Annotated in this window: 18 protein-coding genes and 2 tRNA genes; 13 read left to right on the top strand and 7 right to left on the bottom strand. The window is 67.5% G+C overall.

Annotated elements, in window-relative coordinates; translation table 11 throughout:
* The first annotated feature begins 67 nt into the window (after positions 1-67).
* Both ACLJO0_RS30950 and ACLJO0_RS30945 read left to right on the top strand, forming a co-directional pair.
* Positions 68-517: a universal stress protein gene (locus tag ACLJO0_RS30950; protein ID WP_125792362.1), complete on the top strand. Its 450-nt coding sequence runs from the start codon at positions 68-70 to the stop codon at positions 515-517.
* Positions 517-1,668 (top strand): adenylate cyclase regulatory domain-containing protein, encoded by a 1,152-nt coding sequence (locus ACLJO0_RS30945; RefSeq protein ID WP_410582311.1) that lies wholly within the window; start codon positions 517-519, stop codon positions 1,666-1,668. Before ACLJO0_RS30950 ends, ACLJO0_RS30945 begins: the two co-directional genes overlap by 1 nt.
* A 103-nt stretch (positions 1,669-1,771) precedes the next feature.
* Here the strand turns inward: ACLJO0_RS30945 and ACLJO0_RS30940 are convergent, their stop codons facing one another.
* The 3 genes from ACLJO0_RS30940 to ACLJO0_RS30930 are packed head-to-tail and all read right to left on the bottom strand — an operon-like array spanning position 1,772 to position 4,747.
* Entirely contained in the window at positions 1,772-3,004 is a 1,233-nt protein-coding gene (locus tag ACLJO0_RS30940; protein WP_410582310.1) for an aldehyde dehydrogenase family protein, read from the bottom strand.
* A 52-nt stretch (positions 3,005-3,056) separates the two neighbouring features.
* Positions 3,057-3,770 (bottom strand): M50 family metallopeptidase, encoded by a 714-nt coding sequence (locus ACLJO0_RS30935; protein WP_125792359.1) that lies wholly within the window; start codon positions 3,768-3,770, stop codon positions 3,057-3,059.
* A 35-nt stretch (positions 3,771-3,805) separates the two neighbouring features.
* Positions 3,806-4,747, bottom strand: a complete 942-nt coding sequence (locus ACLJO0_RS30930) for a DNA-3-methyladenine glycosylase family protein (protein ID WP_410582309.1) — start codon at positions 4,745-4,747, stop codon at positions 3,806-3,808.
* Positions 4,748-4,888: 141 nt separating this feature from the next.
* Here ACLJO0_RS30930 and ACLJO0_RS30925 point away from each other — a divergent pair, with 141 nt between their 5' ends.
* The 3 genes from ACLJO0_RS30925 to ACLJO0_RS30915 all read left to right on the top strand — a co-directional run bounded on the left by ACLJO0_RS30925 (position 4,889) and on the right by ACLJO0_RS30915 (position 8,000).
* Positions 4,889-5,659, top strand: a complete 771-nt coding sequence (locus ACLJO0_RS30925) for a class I SAM-dependent methyltransferase (protein WP_410582307.1) — start codon at positions 4,889-4,891, stop codon at positions 5,657-5,659.
* Positions 5,656-6,984 carry a M20 family metallopeptidase gene (locus tag ACLJO0_RS30920; RefSeq protein ID WP_410582305.1) on the top strand — a complete coding sequence of 443 codons (1,329 nt, stop codon included), beginning with the start codon at positions 5,656-5,658 and terminating at the stop codon, positions 6,982-6,984. The genes ACLJO0_RS30925 and ACLJO0_RS30920 overlap by 4 nt, the downstream gene beginning before the upstream one ends.
* Before the next feature lie 65 nt (positions 6,985-7,049).
* On the top strand, positions 7,050-8,000 hold the full coding sequence (locus ACLJO0_RS30915; RefSeq protein ID WP_410582304.1) for a S1C family serine protease: 951 nt from the start codon (positions 7,050-7,052) through the stop codon (positions 7,998-8,000).
* Positions 8,001-8,084: 84 nt separating this feature from the next.
* On the opposite strand, the gene ACLJO0_RS30910 is transcribed toward ACLJO0_RS30915, so the two are convergent.
* Together ACLJO0_RS30910 and ACLJO0_RS30905 are read right to left on the bottom strand one after the other, a co-directional pair.
* Entirely contained in the window at positions 8,085-8,462 is a 378-nt protein-coding gene (locus tag ACLJO0_RS30910) for a DUF3224 domain-containing protein (protein WP_125792354.1), read from the bottom strand.
* A gap of 47 nt (positions 8,463-8,509) precedes the next feature.
* A complete protein-coding gene (locus tag ACLJO0_RS30905; RefSeq protein ID WP_410582762.1) occupies positions 8,510-10,042 on the bottom strand; it encodes a helicase HerA-like domain-containing protein in 1,533 nt (510 codons plus the stop codon).
* A gap of 113 nt (positions 10,043-10,155) precedes the next feature.
* Here ACLJO0_RS30905 and orn point away from each other — a divergent pair, with 113 nt between their 5' ends.
* The 3 genes from orn to ACLJO0_RS30890 all read left to right on the top strand — a co-directional run bounded on the left by orn (position 10,156) and on the right by ACLJO0_RS30890 (position 11,431).
* Positions 10,156-10,764, top strand: coding sequence for an oligoribonuclease (orn, locus tag ACLJO0_RS30900; protein WP_410582301.1), 609 nt, complete (start codon positions 10,156-10,158; stop codon positions 10,762-10,764).
* Positions 10,765-10,842: 78 nt separating this feature from the next.
* Positions 10,843-10,918, top strand: a tRNA-His gene (locus ACLJO0_RS30895).
* 114 nt (positions 10,919-11,032) lie between these two features.
* A complete protein-coding gene (locus ACLJO0_RS30890) occupies positions 11,033-11,431 on the top strand; it encodes a hypothetical protein (RefSeq protein WP_410582299.1) in 399 nt (132 codons plus the stop codon).
* Between the two features lie 52 nt (positions 11,432-11,483).
* On the opposite strand, the gene ACLJO0_RS30885 is transcribed toward ACLJO0_RS30890, so the two are convergent.
* Positions 11,484-12,710 carry a L,D-transpeptidase gene (locus ACLJO0_RS30885; RefSeq protein ID WP_410582298.1) on the bottom strand — a complete coding sequence of 409 codons (1,227 nt, stop codon included), beginning with the start codon at positions 12,708-12,710 and terminating at the stop codon, positions 11,484-11,486.
* Between the two features lie 194 nt (positions 12,711-12,904).
* Between ACLJO0_RS30885 and ACLJO0_RS30880 the strand changes: the two genes are divergently transcribed.
* Both ACLJO0_RS30880 and ACLJO0_RS30875 read left to right on the top strand, forming a co-directional pair.
* Positions 12,905-12,977, top strand: a tRNA-Lys gene (locus tag ACLJO0_RS30880).
* Positions 12,978-13,681: 704 nt separating this feature from the next.
* Positions 13,682-14,245 carry an RNA polymerase sigma factor gene (locus ACLJO0_RS30875; protein ID WP_410582296.1) on the top strand — a complete coding sequence of 188 codons (564 nt, stop codon included), beginning with the start codon at positions 13,682-13,684 and terminating at the stop codon, positions 14,243-14,245.
* 1 nt (position 14,246) lies between these two features.
* Here ACLJO0_RS30875 and ACLJO0_RS30870 read toward each other — a convergent pair whose 3' ends face one another.
* The gene (locus ACLJO0_RS30870) at positions 14,247-14,507 is read right to left on the bottom strand and encodes a hypothetical protein (RefSeq protein WP_410582295.1); all 261 of its coding nucleotides are present in this window, start codon (positions 14,505-14,507) and stop codon (positions 14,247-14,249) included.
* Positions 14,508-14,628: 121 nt separating this feature from the next.
* Between ACLJO0_RS30870 and ACLJO0_RS30865 the strand changes: the two genes are divergently transcribed.
* The 3 genes from ACLJO0_RS30865 to vanA all read left to right on the top strand — a co-directional run bounded on the left by ACLJO0_RS30865 (position 14,629) and on the right by vanA (position 16,943).
* A complete protein-coding gene (locus tag ACLJO0_RS30865) occupies positions 14,629-15,171 on the top strand; it encodes a hypothetical protein (protein ID WP_410582294.1) in 543 nt (180 codons plus the stop codon).
* A gap of 119 nt (positions 15,172-15,290) precedes the next feature.
* A complete protein-coding gene (locus ACLJO0_RS30860; protein ID WP_410582293.1) occupies positions 15,291-15,833 on the top strand; it encodes a hypothetical protein in 543 nt (180 codons plus the stop codon).
* Between the two features lie 75 nt (positions 15,834-15,908).
* Entirely contained in the window at positions 15,909-16,943 is a 1,035-nt protein-coding gene (gene vanA, locus ACLJO0_RS30855) for a D-alanine--(R)-lactate ligase (RefSeq protein ID WP_410582291.1), read from the top strand.

The following is a 16,943-nucleotide window of genomic DNA, read 5'->3' as shown; positions in this document are numbered from 1 at the left end:
ACTCGCCGAGCGGTTATCGTCGCTGCTCGCACGCAGGTGCGGGCTGTCAGATCGGTGGAGGTTGCGGATGGCTGCATATCGGACCGTGGTCGTGGGCACGGACGGATCGGATTCCTCGTTCGCCGCGGTCGACCGGGCGGCGAGCGTCGCCGGGGACTCCGGAGCGACCCTGGTCGTCGTGTGCGCCTACTACCCCGCTAACAAGGGCGACGTGGAGAAGGCGCAGGACGTCCTCGGTGACGAGGCGTACCAGGTGGTGGGCTCGGCACCGGCCGAGGACACCCTCCTGTCCGCCCGCGACCGGGCCGCGAAGGCCGGCGCGAAGAACATCGAGACCGCCGCTGTCGTCGGCGACCCGGTCGACTCGCTGCGCAAGGTCGTCGCCGAGCGCTCCGCGGACCTGCTGGTGGTCGGCAACCGCGGGCTGAACACCCTCGCGGGCCGCATCCTGGGCTCCGTGCCGTCCGAAGTCGCGCGAAAGTCCGGGGTGGACGTGCTCATCGTCCACACCACCTGATGCCCGAACCCGGCGAGATCCCGGCCGACGCGCTGCAACAGCGCCTCGAACGGATCCTGCTCGGCGGAAAGCGCAAGTACACCCGGCTCGAAGTCGCCGAGAAGGCAGGCGTTCCCGAGGAACGCTCTCGGCGGCTTTGGCGTGCGCTGGGCTTCGCGACCGTCGATGACGACGAGGTCGTCTTCACCGACGCCGACATCGAAGCGATCCGCACCGCGGATCAGCTGATGAACTCGGGGCTGATCGACCCGAGCATCGAACTGGCCGTGACCCGCGCGCTGGGCCAGCACCTTTCGCGGCTCGCGGAATGGCAGGTCCACATGCTGTGGACGATGATCACCGAGAACAAGGAGATCGGCAGCAGCGAACGGCAGATCGGGCGGCTGGTCGAACGGTTGCTGCCCGAACTGGAGAAGATCCAGGAATTCGTCTGGCGCCGCCACCTCGCGGCCTACGCCGGCCGGGCGATGGCCCTTCCCGACGAGGACCTCCAAACGAGGACCGAGGTGGTCGGGTTCGTCGACATGGTCGGCTACACCCGGCTGACCAGGCAGGTCGACGAAGAGCGGCTGACCGACATCCTCGACCGGTTCGAATCCGTCACCACCGAGGTGGTCGCCGATCACCGCGGGCGGATCGTGAAGATGATCGGCGACGAGGTCCTGTTCGTCGCCGATTCCGCCGTCGACGGCGCCGAGATCGCCCTCGCCCTGTCCGAACGCGCCGACGCCGACGAGACCCTGCCCGCCGTGCGCGCGGGCCTCGCGTCGGGCCGGATCCTCAGCCGGTTCGGCGACGTCTACGGCTCGGTCGTGAACCTCGCCGCCCGCCTCACCTCGACCGCGCGGCCGGGCACCATCCTGGTGGACAAGGAACTCGCCACGGAGCTGTCGGACTTCCCGGAATACGAGGTTCGCACGCGACGGCCGGTGTCGGTGCGGGGGTACAACCGGCTGCGGCCTTCTTCCCTGCGCCGGGCGCAGGAACGGCCTTCGGGCATGTTCGCCTCTTCGCAGCAGCTTGCCGCGGAGATGCTGGGCCTGGCTGACGCCACTCCTGCTGCCGCTCCCGTTGCGGACGAGGTCGAGGACGCCACCGCGGAGTCGTTGCCGCCTCGGCCGCGGCCCCGGTCCAAGCGCCGGCGGCGCTGAGCTCCCGCCGGGGAGAGCAGGGGACCTTTGCTATCGCGCTCCGGGTGGTCGTGAGTGGCGTTTCGGGTTAGAACCCGAAACGCCACTCACGACCAACGCGAGGTCAGGCGGGCAGGACGGCGTACTGCCGCACGTAGAGATCGGTGTAGGTGACCGGACCGCGCGGGCCGGGGACCTTGTCCAGGTTGATGCCGGTCTCGGGGACGGCGAGGAGCTTGAAGCCGTCGAGCAGCCGGGTCGGGGCGTTCCAGAAGACTCCGGTGCCGGTGTACGCGTCGAAGAACGCGTCGGCGGCTTCGCTGCTTTCGGTGGCGATGCCGGCGGCCAGGCCCGAAGTGCGCTCGTTGGCGATCTCCGCCGCTTCGCGCAGGCCCGAGACCTTCGCGACGGTGACAGTGGCTTCGCGGTCGGAGTCGAGGGCCCATTCGTAGCCGATGGCGTGCTCGTGCGGGGCGAGCGACGGGGTCACGCCGCGTTCGGCCAGCGCGCCGGAGATGCCGGGCCAGACACGGTCGTAGGCGTCTTCGTGGATCAGCAGCAGGTTCAGCCGGTTGCAGACGCCGAGCCGGTCGAGGCTGTTGAAGACCAGGTCGCGCACCTTGTCGGTGTCGGCGGCCTCGTCGACGTACAGCACGCCGCCGCCGTCGGCGTGGGCCAGCGTGCGGACGCCGTGGACGGCCGCCTCGGTGGCCAGCGCCCTGGTGCTGTCACCGCTGCCGCGCAGGATGACCAGCGGCACGAGCGCCGGGAACCGGACCAGCGCGGAAGCCGCTTCACGTTCGGCGCGCGGCACCAGCTGGATGACGTCCGGGTCGATGCCTGCCTCGGCGAGCGCGGGGGCGATCACGGTCTCGCGCAGGCGCTGGGCCGAGCCGAGCGCGGCGGAACCCGTGCGGAGCACGCCGCCGTTGCGCGACTTCACCAGCTGCGAGGCGACGTCGACCGTGACGTTCGGCCGCGCCTCGTAGTTCGCGCCGATCACACCGACCGGACGGCGGCGTTCCACCAGCCGCAGCCCTCCGTCCAAAGTGGACACATCGACGGACCGCTCCTGATGCGGCGCGCCCGCGAGGAGACGGAGCTGTTCGGCCATGCCGGTCAGCCGCTCGGGGGTGATGGTGAGCCTGTCGAGCAGGCCCGCGCTCATCCCGTCCTCGCGTGCCTTGGCGATGTCGGCCTGGTTCGCTTCGAGCACGACATCGGCGTGCTCGACCAGCTTGTCGGCCATGGCGTTCAGCGCGGCGTCGATCGCCTCGGCGGAGGCGGCGGCCAGCGACGGTGCGGCCCGTTTCGCCGATCGAGCGCATTCCTCGACGGCCTTGGCGACCTCGTCCATCTGGTGACTCCTTCCGCGCGGAACGAGCCATCAGTCTGCCGTACCGCCCCGGTCAGGCGACGGTCGGCTCCAGCAGCCACAACCCGCCCGCGAAGAGACAGCTCACCGTCAGCACGGCCATCACCAGCACCCACAGCACCGCGGGCATCCCGGTGAGCCTGCCGAGCTGATCGGCGTCGGAATCCCGCGCCGCACCCCGGCGCCGCTTGATCTGCAGCTCGACCACCGGCCGGACGCCGCCGAACAGCAGGAACCAGGTCAGCAGGTAGACGAAGATCGCCTGGAACCACGAAGGCGCCACCAGTGCGACCAGCCCGAGCACCACCGAGCTGGCGACCACGGTGAACACGCCGTAGGTGTTGCGCACCATCACCAGCACGCCCAGCAGCATCAGCGCCATCACCACCAGCACGACGGTGATCAGATCCGACGAGAGCAGCCCCGCGAACACCAGCCCGAGCACGGCGGCCGCCGGGTACCCGGCCAGCGCGGTGAACGCCATCCCCGGCCCCTCCGGTTTCCCACGGGAGACGGTGACACCGGAGGTGTCCGAGTGCAGCTTGATGCCCTGCAGCCGTCGGCCGACCAGCACCGCCGCCACCGCGTGACCCGCCTCGTGGACGAGCGTGATCAGGTTACGGGCGATCCGCCAAGGCCTGCCCGAAAGCACCACGAGCAGGGCGAGACCACCGGTGACCAGGGTGATCGTGCCGGGCGGGGTGGACTGGGCGATGTCGGAAAACGTTTCGGCGGGAGACGCGCTCACCGCACCAGCTCACCACAAGCCGGATATGTCCTGTGTCAGGCGGTCATCGAACCCCCGATCTCGCGCGTGCGAAACTCCCGGTCGTTGCGCAGGGCGAAGGCCACCCAGCTGCGGAACGGCCGCCACACCGCGGACAGCTCCTCCAGCTCCTCGGGCGGCGCCATCGGCAGGTCGTACGCGGCCCGCATGGCCTCCTGCAACCGGGGCTCGCCCGCGGGGAAGACGTCCGGATGCCCGGCACCCCGGATCAGGATCAGTTGCGCCGAGAACGGCCCGATCCCCGGCAACCGCTGCAACCAGCGCAGCGCGTCCGGCACCGGCATCGCGCGCAGATACGCGGCGTCGAGCAGACCGTCCTTGGCGGCGTTGGCCACCGCACGCAACCGCTCGGCCTTCACCTCCGGCAAACCACGCGCGGCCTCGGGCCCGGCCAGCACGTCCGGCGCCGGGAACGACCTGAGGACCTTCCCGCCGACGTCCACCGGCCTGCCGAACTCCTCGGCGAGCCGTCGTTTCACCGTGGCGGCCTGCGACATCCGCGCACGGTGACTCAGGATCGCCCAGCAGGCCGCTTCGTAGGGCGAATGGAACAGCACGGGCCGCAGCCCGGGGAACGTCTGCTGCAGGCGGCGCACCACGGGATCCGCGGCGCCGATCTTGGCGAAGCCGACGCCGTCGACGTCCACCGAAAGGATCCGGCGTACCTGGGCGCCGACCTCGACGGCGAGACCTTCCTCGGCGAAGACCTCCACCTCGATCGAGCCGGGCGATCTCTGTCTGACGGCCGCACCGACATGCACCCAGCCCGCTTCAGCGGGGAAGGCGAAGCGCAGGGTGCCGGGTTCGGCGGCGGCGTCCGCGCGGCACGCGGGCGGGAAGTCGGTCAGGAACCGGATGGACTTGTCCAGGTCGAACGGGCCGCGCACCGGGATGCGAAGCGTGGTCGTGGCGGTGTGCTGCAGGATCGAGCCGGTCATTTCGGGCTCCTTCGGCTGGGGAACGGCGACTCCCTCCGACGTTAGAGATGGCCACCGACAGTTTCGGGTCGCGGCGGCGGGAATGTCGCGAACGGGCCGGTCATGGCAGATTCTCCGGTGAAGACCGTGAAGGGAGCAGCCATGCCGGACCATCGCGAACGTCTGAGGAGCCTGCTGCGGCCGGGCACCACACCCACCGCCACTCCGAAGGATTTCCTTGACCTGCTGGGAGAAATCCCGCAGGCGGGGCCGCCGACCGGACTCGCGCAGCGGCTGATGCGCACCTCCGCCGTGCCGATGATCTACGAGCGGTACTGGCGCCCGACGCTGGGCAGGGTCGCGAAAGGACTGAACGGCCCGACCATGGCGGACGAGGTCCGTATCGCGATCGAAGCGCTCGGCCTGCGCCCCGGCCAGGTCTCGCTGGACGTCGCTTGCGGCACCGGCCGGTTCACGCGTGCCTTCGGCGAAGCGGTAGGCCCGGACGGGCTGTCCATCGGACTCGACGGTTCGGTCACCATGCTGGAAAAGGCGCTCTCCGCTCCCAATCCGCCCTCGGTGGCCTACCTTCGCGCCGACGCCGTCGACCTGCCGCTCGATGATTCCACTGTGGACGCCGTCTGCTGCTTCGCCGCGCTGCACATGTTCGCCGATCCGGACGCGGCACTGGATTCGTTCGCCCGCGTGCTGAAACCCGGCGGCTCACTGGTGATGCTGACCAGTGCCCGGCACAGCGATCAGCCGATGCGGCTGGCGGACACCGTCCTCGGCAGGCTGAGCGGGCAGCGGATGTTCGACCGCGGCGAGATCGCGGCGAAACTGCTCCGGCGCGGCTTCGACCACGTCGACGAGCGGTACTCCGGTGTCACGCAGATCGTCACGGCGGAGCTAGGAGTTAACATCCGGAAATGATCCGCTCTGAGCACGCTTCGCCGATTCCCCCCGACGACGGCTACCTCCGTTCGCTGGTCGAAGCGACCGCGGGCGCCGTCGCCGCGGCCGAACCCCTCGGCTCGCCCCACGACGGCGCGGACGCCGCCACGCGAGACGACGTCAGCACCGAGATCCGCGCGCTGACGGCGGAACTGGTGGGGCTGAGCCAAGACCTGCACGCTCATCCCGAAGAGGGTTTCGCCGAGCACCGCTCGGTCCGCGCGCTCGGGGACCTGCTTCAGCGGCACGGCCACGAGGTGACGATCGGCGCGGGCGGACTGGACACCGCCTTGGTCGCGACCACGCCCGGCAGCGGTCCGCACATCGCCGTCCTCTCCGAGTACGACGCCCTTCCCGGGCTCGGCCACGGCTGCGGGCACAACGTCATCTGCACCGCGGGCGCGGGCGGCTTCCTCGGCGCGGCTGCGGTCGCCGAACGGTTGGGCGGCCGGGTCTCGCTGATCGGCACGCCGGCGGAGGAAGGCGGTGGCGGCAAGGAGACGATGGCCCGCGCGGGCGTTTTCGACGACGTCGACGCCGTGGTCATGCTGCATCCGTTCAGCCACGACATCGCCATGCACCCGTTCCTCGGCAGGCGGCAGCTGGAAATGGTGTTCCACGGGGTCGGCGCGCACGCCTCGGCTCAGCCGTTCATGGGCCGCAACGCGCTCGACGCCGCCGTCGCGGCGTACCAGGGCGTCGCGGCTCTTCGGCAGCATCTGCCGTCGGGCGACCGCGTCCACGGCGTCTTCACCGACGGTGGCGCGCGGCCGAACGTCGTCCCCGAACGCGCGGCGCTGCTGTTCTACCTCCGCTCCGCGCAACCGGACACGCTGCGCGACCTCGCCGAGCGGGTTTCGGCGATCGCGCGCGGCGCGGCGGAGATGACCGGCTGCGGGGTCGAACTGCAGTGGGACGCCCAGCCCGCGTATCTGCCGATCCGGTTCAACACCACCCTCGCCGGACGCTGGTCGGTGCACCAGGTCGACGCCGGCCGCAAACCGCTGCCGCCGGGGATCGTGCCCGAATTCCTCACCGGCTCGACCGATCTCGGCAACCTCTCCTACCGGATGCCCGCGATCCACCCGATGATCGCCATCGCCGGACCGACGACCGCCTTACACACCAAGGAGTTCGCGGCCGCGGCCGGTTCGCCGGACGGCGATCGCGCGGTCGTCGACGGCGCGATGGGGCTGGCGCTGACCGCCGTCGACTACCTGGCCGACGCGAAACTCCGCGCCGCGGTGCACGAGGAGTTCGAGGCATCGGGCGGAGCGTTGGACGTGCCGGCTTTCTTCGACTGAGATTCTCAGGAAAGCCCTGGGGATTTCCACAGGCGGCTCACAAGTACGGGCGCGAATCTTGTTCCATGACCGAGAACGAGAGTCGGCCCGGCCCCGCCTCCACCGGTGGGCCCCAGCCGCCGCACCAGCAGCAGTACCCCGGCTACACCCCTTGGCAGGCCGCGCCGAATCCGCTCTTCACCCCGCAGCCTCCCGCACCCCGTAAGAAGGGCGGCAAGATCGCCGTCCTCGTCACCGCGACGGCACTCGCCGCCGCACTCTTCGGCGGGGTCGGTGGAGCGGCGATCGTGGGGCTCGGCTCCACGTCGTCCGCGTCGGGCACGGGTTCGTCCGCGGTCGCCAACGGGCAACTGGTCGGGAACAACACTTCGGGTGACGTCAGCGGCGTCGCCGCGAAGGTGACCCCGAGCGTCGTCCAGGTGAACGTGACCACCGCGCAGGGCGAGGCCGTCGGCTCCGGCGTCATCCTGACGGCGGACGGGCGCATCCTCACCAACGCCCACGTGGTCGCCGACGCCCAGGGCGACGTGACCGTGACGCTGTCGGACGGCAAGCAGTACAAGGCGAGCGTGGTCGGCGCCGACACGAAGGCCGACATCGCCGTGCTCCAGGCGAAGGACGCGAGCGGCCTGACGCCGGCTTCTCTCGGTGACTCGAGCAAGCTCTCCGTCGGCCAGCAGGTCGTCGCGATCGGCTCACCCGGCGGGTTGCAGAACACCGTGACCACCGGGATCGTGAGCGCGCTGAACCGCAAGCTCGACGAGTTGAGCAGTGGCCAGGAACGGCGCTCGCCCTACAGCAGGACCACGAACGAAGCCGGGCCGAGCTACACCGCGATCCAGACCGACGCCCCGATCAACCAGGGCAACTCGGGCGGGGCGCTGGTGGACGCGCAGGGGAACGTCATCGGCATCAACTCGGCGCTCTACAACCCGGCCTCGACCGGCAGCATCGGCATCGGCTTCGCGATCCCCATCAACGACGCGAAGAAGATCGTCGATCAGATCGTCGGCTGACCCTGCCGTCTGGACCGCGTCAGGGGGCGGCCCAGCAGGGGAGCGCGTGAAGGACTCCTTCGGGGAGGAGTCCTTCACGCGCGTTCAGAGTTCGTAGGTGAGGGTGAAGGTGTGGTTGCCCTCGTCGTCCTTGACGATCTCCGCCGTTCCGGTGAGGCCGGCCAGTTCACCGTGACCGGAGCCCGGCAGGACGATCAGGTGATGCCCGTTCTCCCCCGCCGAGTGATGCAGGACGAAGCCACCTTTACGCCCGTCGACGGTGACGGCCAGCCGCTCGAAGGCGACGTACGCCGACGACGTTCCGTTCACCGCCGTCAGCATCTCCACGGCACTGGTCCCCTCGACGTCACCGGTGAAGGTCTTGGTCAGCAACACCCGGGAGAACTCGGTGCTTTCGGGCTTGTCGGTGGCTTGCGGCTCCCAGCCGTCCACAGTGAACGACGCTGTCGCGGTGTTGGTCATACCGCCCAGCCTGCCGGACATACCTGACAGAACGCGTCAGGTATTCCTCAGCGCCTCCGGTTCCCGAACAGGCCGCGCGTGATCTCCCGGCCGAGCGCGCTGGCCGCCGAACGGAAGAACGACTTCACCGCCGGATTCTTCATCGCCTGCTCGACCATGCCCGGGCCTTCCTTCTCCGGTTTCGGCGCCGGGGGCGCTTCCGCCGGTGGCGGAGCCTCGCCCGCGGGAGGCGCGGCCACCTTCGCGGCGAGCTTCTCGTAGGCCGACTCGCGATCGATCGTCTCGGCGTACTTCGCGTGCAGATCCGAAGACGTCGTCGCCGCTGCGATGGCCTCGGCACCGATGGAACCCATCTTCGACCGCGGCGCGCGCAGCCGGGTCCACGCGACCGGCGTCGGCGCGCCCCGCTCGGAAAGCACCGTGACGATCGCTTCGCCGATACCGAGCGACGTCAGCGCCGAGTCCAGTTCGTAGTGCTTCGTCTTCGGGTACGTCTTCACCGTCTTCGTCAGCGCCGCCTGGTCCTCGGGCGTGAACGCACGCAACGCGTGCTGCACCCGCGCACCCAGCTGGGACAGGACGTTGTTCGGGATGTCCGTCGGGAGCTGCGTGCAGAAGAACACACCGACGCCCTTGGAGCGGATCAGCTTCACGGTCTGCTCGATGCGTTCCAGGAACGCCTTCGACGCGTCGTTGAACAGCAGGTGCGCCTCGTCGAAGAAGAACACCAGCTTCGGCTTGTCGAGGTCACCCTCTTCGGGCAGTTCCTCGAACAACTCGGCAAGCAGCCACATGAGGAACGTCGAGAACAGCGCGGGTTTCGACTGGAGGTTGTCCAGCTCCAGCAAGGTCACCATCGCCTTGCCGTCGACCTCGCGCATCAGATCGTGGACGTCCAGCTCGGGCTCGCCGAAGAAGTCCTCGCCGCCCTGAGCCTCCAGATTGGACAGCGACCGGAGGATCACCCCGGCCGTCGCGGCCGAGACGCCGCCGATGCCCTTGAGGTCCTCCTTGCCCTCGTCACTCGTGAGGTGCGTGATGACCGAGCGGAGGTCCTTCGTGTCCAGCAGCGCCAACCCGCGCTGATCGGCCCAGTGGAAGATCAGGCCGAGCGTCGACTCCTGGGTTTCGTTGAGCCCCAGCACCTTCGACAGCAGGATCGGGCCGAAACTCGTGATCGTCGCGCGGATCGGCGACCCCTTGCCGCCGGTGCCCAGCGACAGGAACTGAACGGGGAACGCGGCGGGCGCCCAGGCGTCACCCAGCTCTTCCGCGCGTTTGGCGATCTTGTCGTTGCCCTCGCCCTGCGCGGCGAGCCCCGACAGATCCCCCTTCACGTCCGCCAGCACCACCGGCACACCCGCGGCCGACAACTGTTCGGCGATCAGCTGCAAGGTCTTCGTCTTGCCGGTACCGGTCGCGCCGGCGACCAGCCCGTGCCGGTTCAGCGTCGCCAGCGGCAGCCGGACCGCGGCACCGGCGTCGGCCTTGCCGTCGATCACGACGGCGCCGAGTTCGACCGCCGGACCCTCGCTGACGTACCCCTGCGCGATCTCCTGGGCTGGACCCTGTTCGGCCACTGTCGCTCCCCTGGTCTGTGACATGACTCACCTGAGGGTGCACACGCTGCCAGCAACGCGCCGAACCCGCACGTCGCGCGCCACGAATCCCCGGGTCGGGTTAGGGTTCCGGGGTGAACGACCGCCTAGTCTGGATCGACTGCGAGATGACGGGGCTCGACCTCGGCAAGGACGCGTTGATCGAAATAGCCGCGCTGGTGACCGACGCCGAGCTCAACGTCCTCGGCGAAGGCGTCGACATCGTCATCCACGCCGACGACGAAGCCCTCGACGGCATGCCGGAGGTCGTCCGCGAAATGCACGCCCGCTCCGGCCTCACCGAAGAGGTCCGGCGCTCCAGGGTCACCATGGAAGAAGCCGAGCAACGCGTCCTCGAGTACATCCGCGCACACGTGCCCGAGGCCAACGTCGCCCCGCTCGCCGGCAACTCCATAGCCACCGACCGCGGCTTCATCACCCGCGACATGCCCCTTCTCGACGCGCACCTGCACTACCGCATGGTCGACGTCTCCTCGGTGAAGGAACTCGTCCGGCGCTGGTACCCGCGGATCTACTACGCCAAGCCGGAGAAGGGCCTCGCGCACCGCGCGCTCGCCGACATCAAGGAATCCATCTGGGAGCTCGACTACTACCGTCGCGCCGCCTTCGTCCCGCAGCCCGGCCCGACCACCGAACAAGCCAAGGCGGCGGCCGCTGAAGTGCGGGAACGCCAGGAACGGTAACCCGTTGCGAGCCCCCGAAACGGGCACGCTAATATAGTGCGGCCGAGGTGATGGGGAAGCTTCCCGAGCCCGGCGATGGTGGGCGTAGCTCAGCTGGTAGAGCACCTGGTTGTGGTCCAGGAGGTCGCGGGTTCGAAACCCGTCGCTCACCCCATCACCCCAGTTTGGCCGGTACTTCAGCCAGGCTGGGGTTTCGCATTTTTCGAGGGTCCGGTAACACGGCGTGGCGCTCACGCGAGTTCAGGAAGGAACTCGCGCGGAGGATGCCATGAGACGACGGCCTGTCTTGATGATCTCGGGACTCTTGGCGCTGGCCGGAGCCTGCACGGCCACTCCGTCGAACCAAGTACCCACACCGGCCCTGGTCACGACCGTGACCGCGACCCCGTCCACATCGGTGCCGCCGCCGGTGACCGTGACGGTGAGCCCGCCCAAGCCCACGAAGACGGCCACATCGGCCAAGAAGTCACCGTGGCGCTGCGAACCCGGCTACCCGAGCTGCTCGAAGGCCCAGTCTCAGAAGTACCTCGCCGAACTCGAGTACCAGAAGTGCCGACGCGATCCAGAGAAGATCTGGGACACCGGCACCCAGAAGTGCCGCTACAAGACCAGCGGCGAGACGCAATGGGAGTACCTCTACGGCACCCTGCCGCCCGAAACGCCATGAGGGGTCCTGTCAGGACTGATTCCGTCCTGACAGGACCTCTCATGACAACGGATCAGTTCCGGTCGCCGCCGGTCTTCCAGTCGTCCCAGGACATCTGCCACACCGACCAGCCGTCGGTCGGCTCCAGCACCTGCGGGCCCGAGTTGGTGACGGTGATGATGTCACCCTTCTTCGAAGTTTCCATCAGCCACTGCGCGTTCTCGGTCGACAGGTTGATGCAGCCGTGGCTCACGTTCCGCTTGCCCTGCGAACCGACCGACCACGGCGCCGAGTGGTAGAAGATGCCGCTGTTCGACATCCGCACCGCGTACTTCACGAACGTCCGGTAGCCGGCCTTGCTGTCCGTCGGCACGCCGTAGGTGCTCGAGTCCATCGTGTACCCGGTGTGCTCGCTCATCACCGTGTAGGTCCCGGCCGGGGTGCTGCTCGACGGCTTGCCCATCGAGATCGGCATCTGCTTGACCTCTTGGTCGTTCACCACGACCTTCATCTGATGGGTGCCGCCGTCCGCGGTCGCGACCAGCTTGTCGCCGACGACCACCTTGGCAGGCTTGTCCTCGCGGCCGAAGGTGTTGTTGCCGAGGTTCTTGCCGTAGATCGCGGCGTTGACCGAGATCTTCGTGCCCGCCTTGAAGTACTCCTTGGGCCGCCACATCACGGTCTTCTCGCCGAACCAGTGGAACGCGCCCTCGGCCTGCGGCTCGGTGACGATCTTCAGCGCCTTCTCGGCCGCCGCCTTGTCCGGCACATTGGCGGTGAAGGTGAAGATCAACGGCAGCCCGACGCCGACGGTCTCGCCTTCGACCAGGTTGATCGAGACACCGATCTGACGGCCCGGCTTGGCCGTGGAGAACGTCGAGGTGGAGGTGACCGGCTTGCCGTCGGTCCCGGTCGCGGCCGCCGTGACGGTGTAGGTCTTGCCGTAGCCGAGCGGCTCCGCCGACTCCCAGCCCGAACCGTCTTCCTTCGACTTGCCCGCGACGACCTTGCCGTCGGCGCCGGTCAGTTTGACCTCGCCCACCTTGCCGTCGGCGACGGCAACCATGACCGGCTCACCGGGCGCCACGTTCGCCGCACCCTGCGCCGGGGTCAGCGTCATCACGGCCGGCTTCGGCTCCGGCGCGGGCGCGGGCGCCGCAGTCTGCTGCGAACCCCCAGGCGCACCACCCTGCGACGGCGATTCACCCGACGGTGTACTGCTGCAGGCGGCCAGTGTGAACCCGGCCACCAAAGCCACCAAAGCCACCCGCGACCGCCCCGTCGCTCCCCAGACCCTCATGCACACCGCCCGTTTCGCGTGGTACCAACCCCAACGTCTGGCTATAGTCTGCCTGACCGGCCGCAACGCCCGCGGCCGGATGGCCGAATACGTCCCGGTCCGTCGCAAGGGGACCCCCCTGAAACGGGCCCCAGCAACCCTGTGTTAATGTTTTCCACGTCGCCGAGGGGAACACCAAAGCGGCGGACAAGCAGGCGCCATTAGCTCAATTGGCAGAGCAGCTGGCTCTTAACCAGCGGGTTCGGGGTTCGAGTCCCTGATGGCGCACACTCAAGCCCCACGTCTCCGGTTTCGATGACGTGGGGTTTTGGGTTATGTGGATGCATTTCCTCCACTTCCTTCCTATCCATTGTGGTCAGTTCCGAGCCCGAGACGAGCCCGAGCCGACAGCTGAGTTCCGGGGATAAGACGGCCTGCCGCTGTCTCGGGCGACTTCCGCGTTGCAGTTCCAGAGCCCCGAGTCGAGTCTCCTCGATCGTACTGCCGCTCGCTCCACCAGCGGCACGAGCGCCAAGCACGCGACCGGCGTCAACGCACCGACTGGGATGGACTTCGAAGACGACCAGGGCGCGAGCTGCCGCTCATCGACGACGTCCAATCAAGGCTCTCGCACCACACCGGACCTCGTTCGGGCGAAAACTCCCCGTGTTGCGATTCGCCAGCACCGGCAATCACGGTTCCAGGGTAGAGAGGAAGGAGGCCTCGATGCTTCAGGACACTGCCCCGGAGACGGAGATGATCATGGTCCCGCGGCCACGCACGCTGCTGAAGTTACTGATGGACGTTCTCGTACTGAGGACCCGGCGTCTGATGGCGTATGACCGTGGAAACACGATGGCCGAAGTCACGTTGGCCCTCCGCGGCACCAGCCTTCCGGGCGCTGTCGTCAGCCGTGAGCCCGATGGTGGAATGTGGTCGGTCACGTTCAGCCCCGCTGCGGACCCAACGCAGCCCGTCTCCGTCAAGCCCGTATGACCGGCAAGACCACGGTTACCGATGGAGGAAGCGATGACGATGGAGGTGCGGACAATGCCGACGGCTTCGAGAATCAGGTCGCTATCCCGTACGAGATGGAAGCTTTGATCGCCGTCCGAGACATCGACGTTCCCGCAGCGATCGAGTTCGCCACAAAACAACTCACCGACCGCGGAGCCGCCGAGGAGGCGGTAGCGACCGCGTTTAGCGAACTCACTCGTAAATGGCGCAGAGAGGGTGCCATGAGGAACCCGCGAGCGCTGCTCTTCAAAACAACGAAGTTGCGGATCACCGATGAGCGACGCCGGCGCCAGCGCCATCCAGTGCCGTGCAGCGATGAGGCACTCGCCGCCGAGCTGGAACGCACGGTAAAGGGTGTACAGCAGACTCCGGAGCTGCGCGGTGAGTTGTTCACCGATTCGAAGGTGATCGCAGCGTTGAAGCAACTACCGGCTCGACAACGGCAGGTGCTTCAGCTTCGCTACGGAGACGACCTAGACCTCGATGATGTTGCAGCGCTTATGGCTGAGACGAAGCCTGCAGAAGCAGTACACCTCTGACCTAGACCGGCTGGACGCCGTCGCTGAAGCCGGGACACTGCTCGGCTACTTCAGCCCAGGACGTTGTGTGTTCTGCGGCGCCGACCCCGAACACCAGCACCTCAACGAGGACTGCGCCGACGACACAACTGCGCTCGCCGAATCCGTACGCGAAGAACAGCTCAAGACGACCGCGCTCCGCGGGGACCTGGTCGAAGCCATCGCCGGCCTGCGCGCCGAACGCGACGAGAAGGTTCAGAGGCTCCAGGCCTTCACCGACCAAGCAGCCCAGGCACGGACAGAGATCGCGCGGCTGGACAACCTGCTCAATCCCCAGGAAACCGAGCTCAGCGACCTGCTCGCTAAATCATCTCAACTGGAACGCGACGCCGAAGCCAGACAAAATGGAGCGAACAGCGGGTCTGCAACGCACCGCGGTCGCCAACCTCTCCCGCATGATCGCGGCCAGGCTAAGGGCCTGGGGCTACCAGGAAGCCGAAACCACCAGCTACAACTTCGACAAACAAGACATCATGTCCGGCAACCAGCTGCGCTCCGCCCACGGCAAAGGTGTCCGGGCCATCCTGCACGCCGCCTTCACCATCTCGCTCGCCCAGTACTGCTTCGACAACGACCTCCCCCACCCCGGCTTCGTCATACTCGACTCCCCCCTGGTCGTCTACCGGCCACCGGACCCGAACGACGAACCTGACAACAGCGGCGACATCCTCGACACCACCAGCCTCTCAGCCCGGTTCTTCGCTGATATCCAGACGAACTTCTCCGGCCAAATCATCATCCTGGAGAACCAGAACCCGCCGAACCACCTGGAGTCCGGGACACGGGACATCTCCTTCACCAAGAACGCAGACCACGGGCGCTACGTCTTGTTCCCCCGGACGGGCACCGTCAGCCCAGAAGAAACAAGCGGCAAAACAGCCCTGTAAAGCACATTCACGCCAGCAGGATCCGCGCTGCGCCGAGCATGGCGGCCGCCCGCTACCCGCGGGCGGCCGAATCTGCCGCATTCGATTCAAGCCAACGGATCACCGACGCACTGGCGTGGATGACCATGATCAACCTGTGGACAGCCGCTCGGTGGAGGTGGACGATCCGCGCCATTCCGATCGGACCAACACGTCAAGATTCGGGAGCGCTCCGCCCCAACGCCCAAGGCTCTGCGTCGGTCGGTGTAGTTGTCGAGCAGCTCCAGCTGACGGTGCAAATCACAGGTGTGCCCGGCAGCGCCACACCAGGTGGTGTTGCGGCCGGTTATCAGCCACCGCCACTCCAGGAATATTGCGTCGACCTCGGGCGGGCCGATGTCTTAGGTGTAATGCGCGGAGAGGCCAGGGCCGACCTAGGCATGGTCGCGGTCAGGTTGCAGGAAAACCAGCTGGTGCTCGCGGGAGCGCAGGCCGTCGACCAGCGTGCGGCGATGGCTGCGTCCGCCGTCGGGGTGTCGAGGATTCCGGAGACAAGGAAGCTCAGAAGCTGTATCCGATCTTTACTTCGTGATCCACCAGCTCTCCATCATCAGGCCGTCGCCGCACACTGGCCCGGGACCGGCTTGATCACCACCGCACTGGCCCGCCTGCACCCCAGCTGACCACCGATCACGCGCTGCAGGATATTGTCGAAAACAAGCTCCTTAACTGTCTGAATTTCGAAACCGGGAGGCATCATGGCTAGGTTGAAGCTCGGCATCTTGTTCGGCGGTTCGGGTGAAGAGCACCCCGTCTCCGTCAAGTCGGCGCGTGAGGTAGCCAAGAGCCTCGATACGGCCAAGTACGAACCGTTCTGGATCGGCATCACCCGCGACGGCGCGTGGAAGCTCTGCGACGGCCCGGATGGAGACTGGGAAAGCGGCGACTGCCGCCCGGTCGTGGTGTCGCCGGACCGGGGCACCCGCGGCCTGCTGGTGCTGGACGAGGGTAAGTACGACTCGATCGGCCTGGATGTCGTGCTGCCCGTGCTGCATGGCAAGTTTGGTGAGGACGGCGCGATGCAGGGCCTGCTGGAACTTTCTGGCATCCCCTATGTCGGCTGCGATATCCCGAGTTCCGCGGTGTGTATGGACAAATCGCTGACCTACACCGTGGTCAGCAACGCCGGAATCGCCACCCCGAAATTCTGGATCGTCAACTCCGACGCGGATGTCGACCCCGACCAGCTCAACTACCCCGTTTTCGTGAAGCCAGCCCGGTCCGGTTCCGCCTTCGGGGTCAGCAAGGTGTCCAGCAAGGAAGAACTGTCCGCAGCGCTGACCGCTGCCCGGGAATACGACGCGAAGGTGCTGATCGAGGAAGCCGTGGTCGGAAGCGAGGTCGGTAGCTCCATCCTGGGTAATGGTTCGGAGTTGCTGATCGGCGAGCTGGACCGGGTGGCGCTCACGCACGGATTCTTCAAGATTCACCAGGAAGCCTCGCCGGAAACCGGCTCCGAGAACTCATCGTTCATTTGCCCCGCTGATATCTCCGACGAGTCGCGCGATCTAGTGAAGGAAACCGCGAAGGCCATTTACCGCGCGCTGGGCTGCCGCGGTCTGGCTCGGGTGGACCTGTTCGTCAAGGAAGACGGCAGTGTAGTGCTCAACGAGGTGAACACCCTGCCGGGTTTGACCTCCTACAGCCGTTACCCGCGGATGATGAAGGCCGCTGGCTTCTCGCTGACCGAGGTGATCGATCGGCTGGTGTCGTTGGCGCTGGCCGAAAAGTGA

Source organism: Amycolatopsis sp. lyj-108, assembly GCF_046549005.1.
Lineage (GTDB): Bacteria > Actinomycetota > Actinomycetes > Mycobacteriales > Pseudonocardiaceae > Amycolatopsis.
Note: the sequence above shows the minus strand (reverse complement) of the source record. Positions and strands in the feature narration are given on the sequence as shown.

What these genes read in the sequence shown, in the direction of transcription:
- ACLJO0_RS30950 (WP_125792362.1), top strand. Translation starts at nt 68, where the DNA reads ATGGCTGCATATCGGACCGTGGTCGTGGGCACGGACGGATCGGATTCC.
- ACLJO0_RS30945 (WP_410582311.1), top strand. Translation starts at nt 517, where the DNA reads ATGCCCGAACCCGGCGAGATCCCGGCCGACGCGCTGCAACAGCGCCTC.
- ACLJO0_RS30940 (WP_410582310.1), bottom strand. Translation starts at nt 3,004, where the DNA reads ATGGACGAGGTCGCCAAGGCCGTCGAGGAATGCGCTCGATCGGCGAAA.
- ACLJO0_RS30930 (WP_410582309.1), bottom strand. Translation starts at nt 4,747, where the DNA reads ATGACCGGCTCGATCCTGCAGCACACCGCCACGACCACGCTTCGCATC.
- ACLJO0_RS30925 (WP_410582307.1), top strand. Translation starts at nt 4,889, where the DNA reads ATGCCGGACCATCGCGAACGTCTGAGGAGCCTGCTGCGGCCGGGCACC.
- ACLJO0_RS30920 (WP_410582305.1), top strand. Translation starts at nt 5,656, where the DNA reads ATGATCCGCTCTGAGCACGCTTCGCCGATTCCCCCCGACGACGGCTAC.
- ACLJO0_RS30915 (WP_410582304.1), top strand. Translation starts at nt 7,050, where the DNA reads ATGACCGAGAACGAGAGTCGGCCCGGCCCCGCCTCCACCGGTGGGCCC.
- ACLJO0_RS30910 (WP_125792354.1), bottom strand. Translation starts at nt 8,462, where the DNA reads ATGACCAACACCGCGACAGCGTCGTTCACTGTGGACGGCTGGGAGCCG.
- ACLJO0_RS30890 (WP_410582299.1), top strand. Translation starts at nt 11,033, where the DNA reads ATGAGACGACGGCCTGTCTTGATGATCTCGGGACTCTTGGCGCTGGCC.
- ACLJO0_RS30885 (WP_410582298.1), bottom strand. Translation starts at nt 12,710, where the DNA reads ATGAGGGTCTGGGGAGCGACGGGGCGGTCGCGGGTGGCTTTGGTGGCT.
- ACLJO0_RS30875 (WP_410582296.1), top strand. Translation starts at nt 13,682, where the DNA reads ATGACCGGCAAGACCACGGTTACCGATGGAGGAAGCGATGACGATGGA.
- ACLJO0_RS30865 (WP_410582294.1), top strand. Translation starts at nt 14,629, where the DNA reads ATGGAGCGAACAGCGGGTCTGCAACGCACCGCGGTCGCCAACCTCTCC.
- ACLJO0_RS30860 (WP_410582293.1), top strand. Translation starts at nt 15,291, where the DNA reads ATGACCATGATCAACCTGTGGACAGCCGCTCGGTGGAGGTGGACGATC.
- vanA (WP_410582291.1), top strand. Translation starts at nt 15,909, where the DNA reads ATGGCTAGGTTGAAGCTCGGCATCTTGTTCGGCGGTTCGGGTGAAGAG.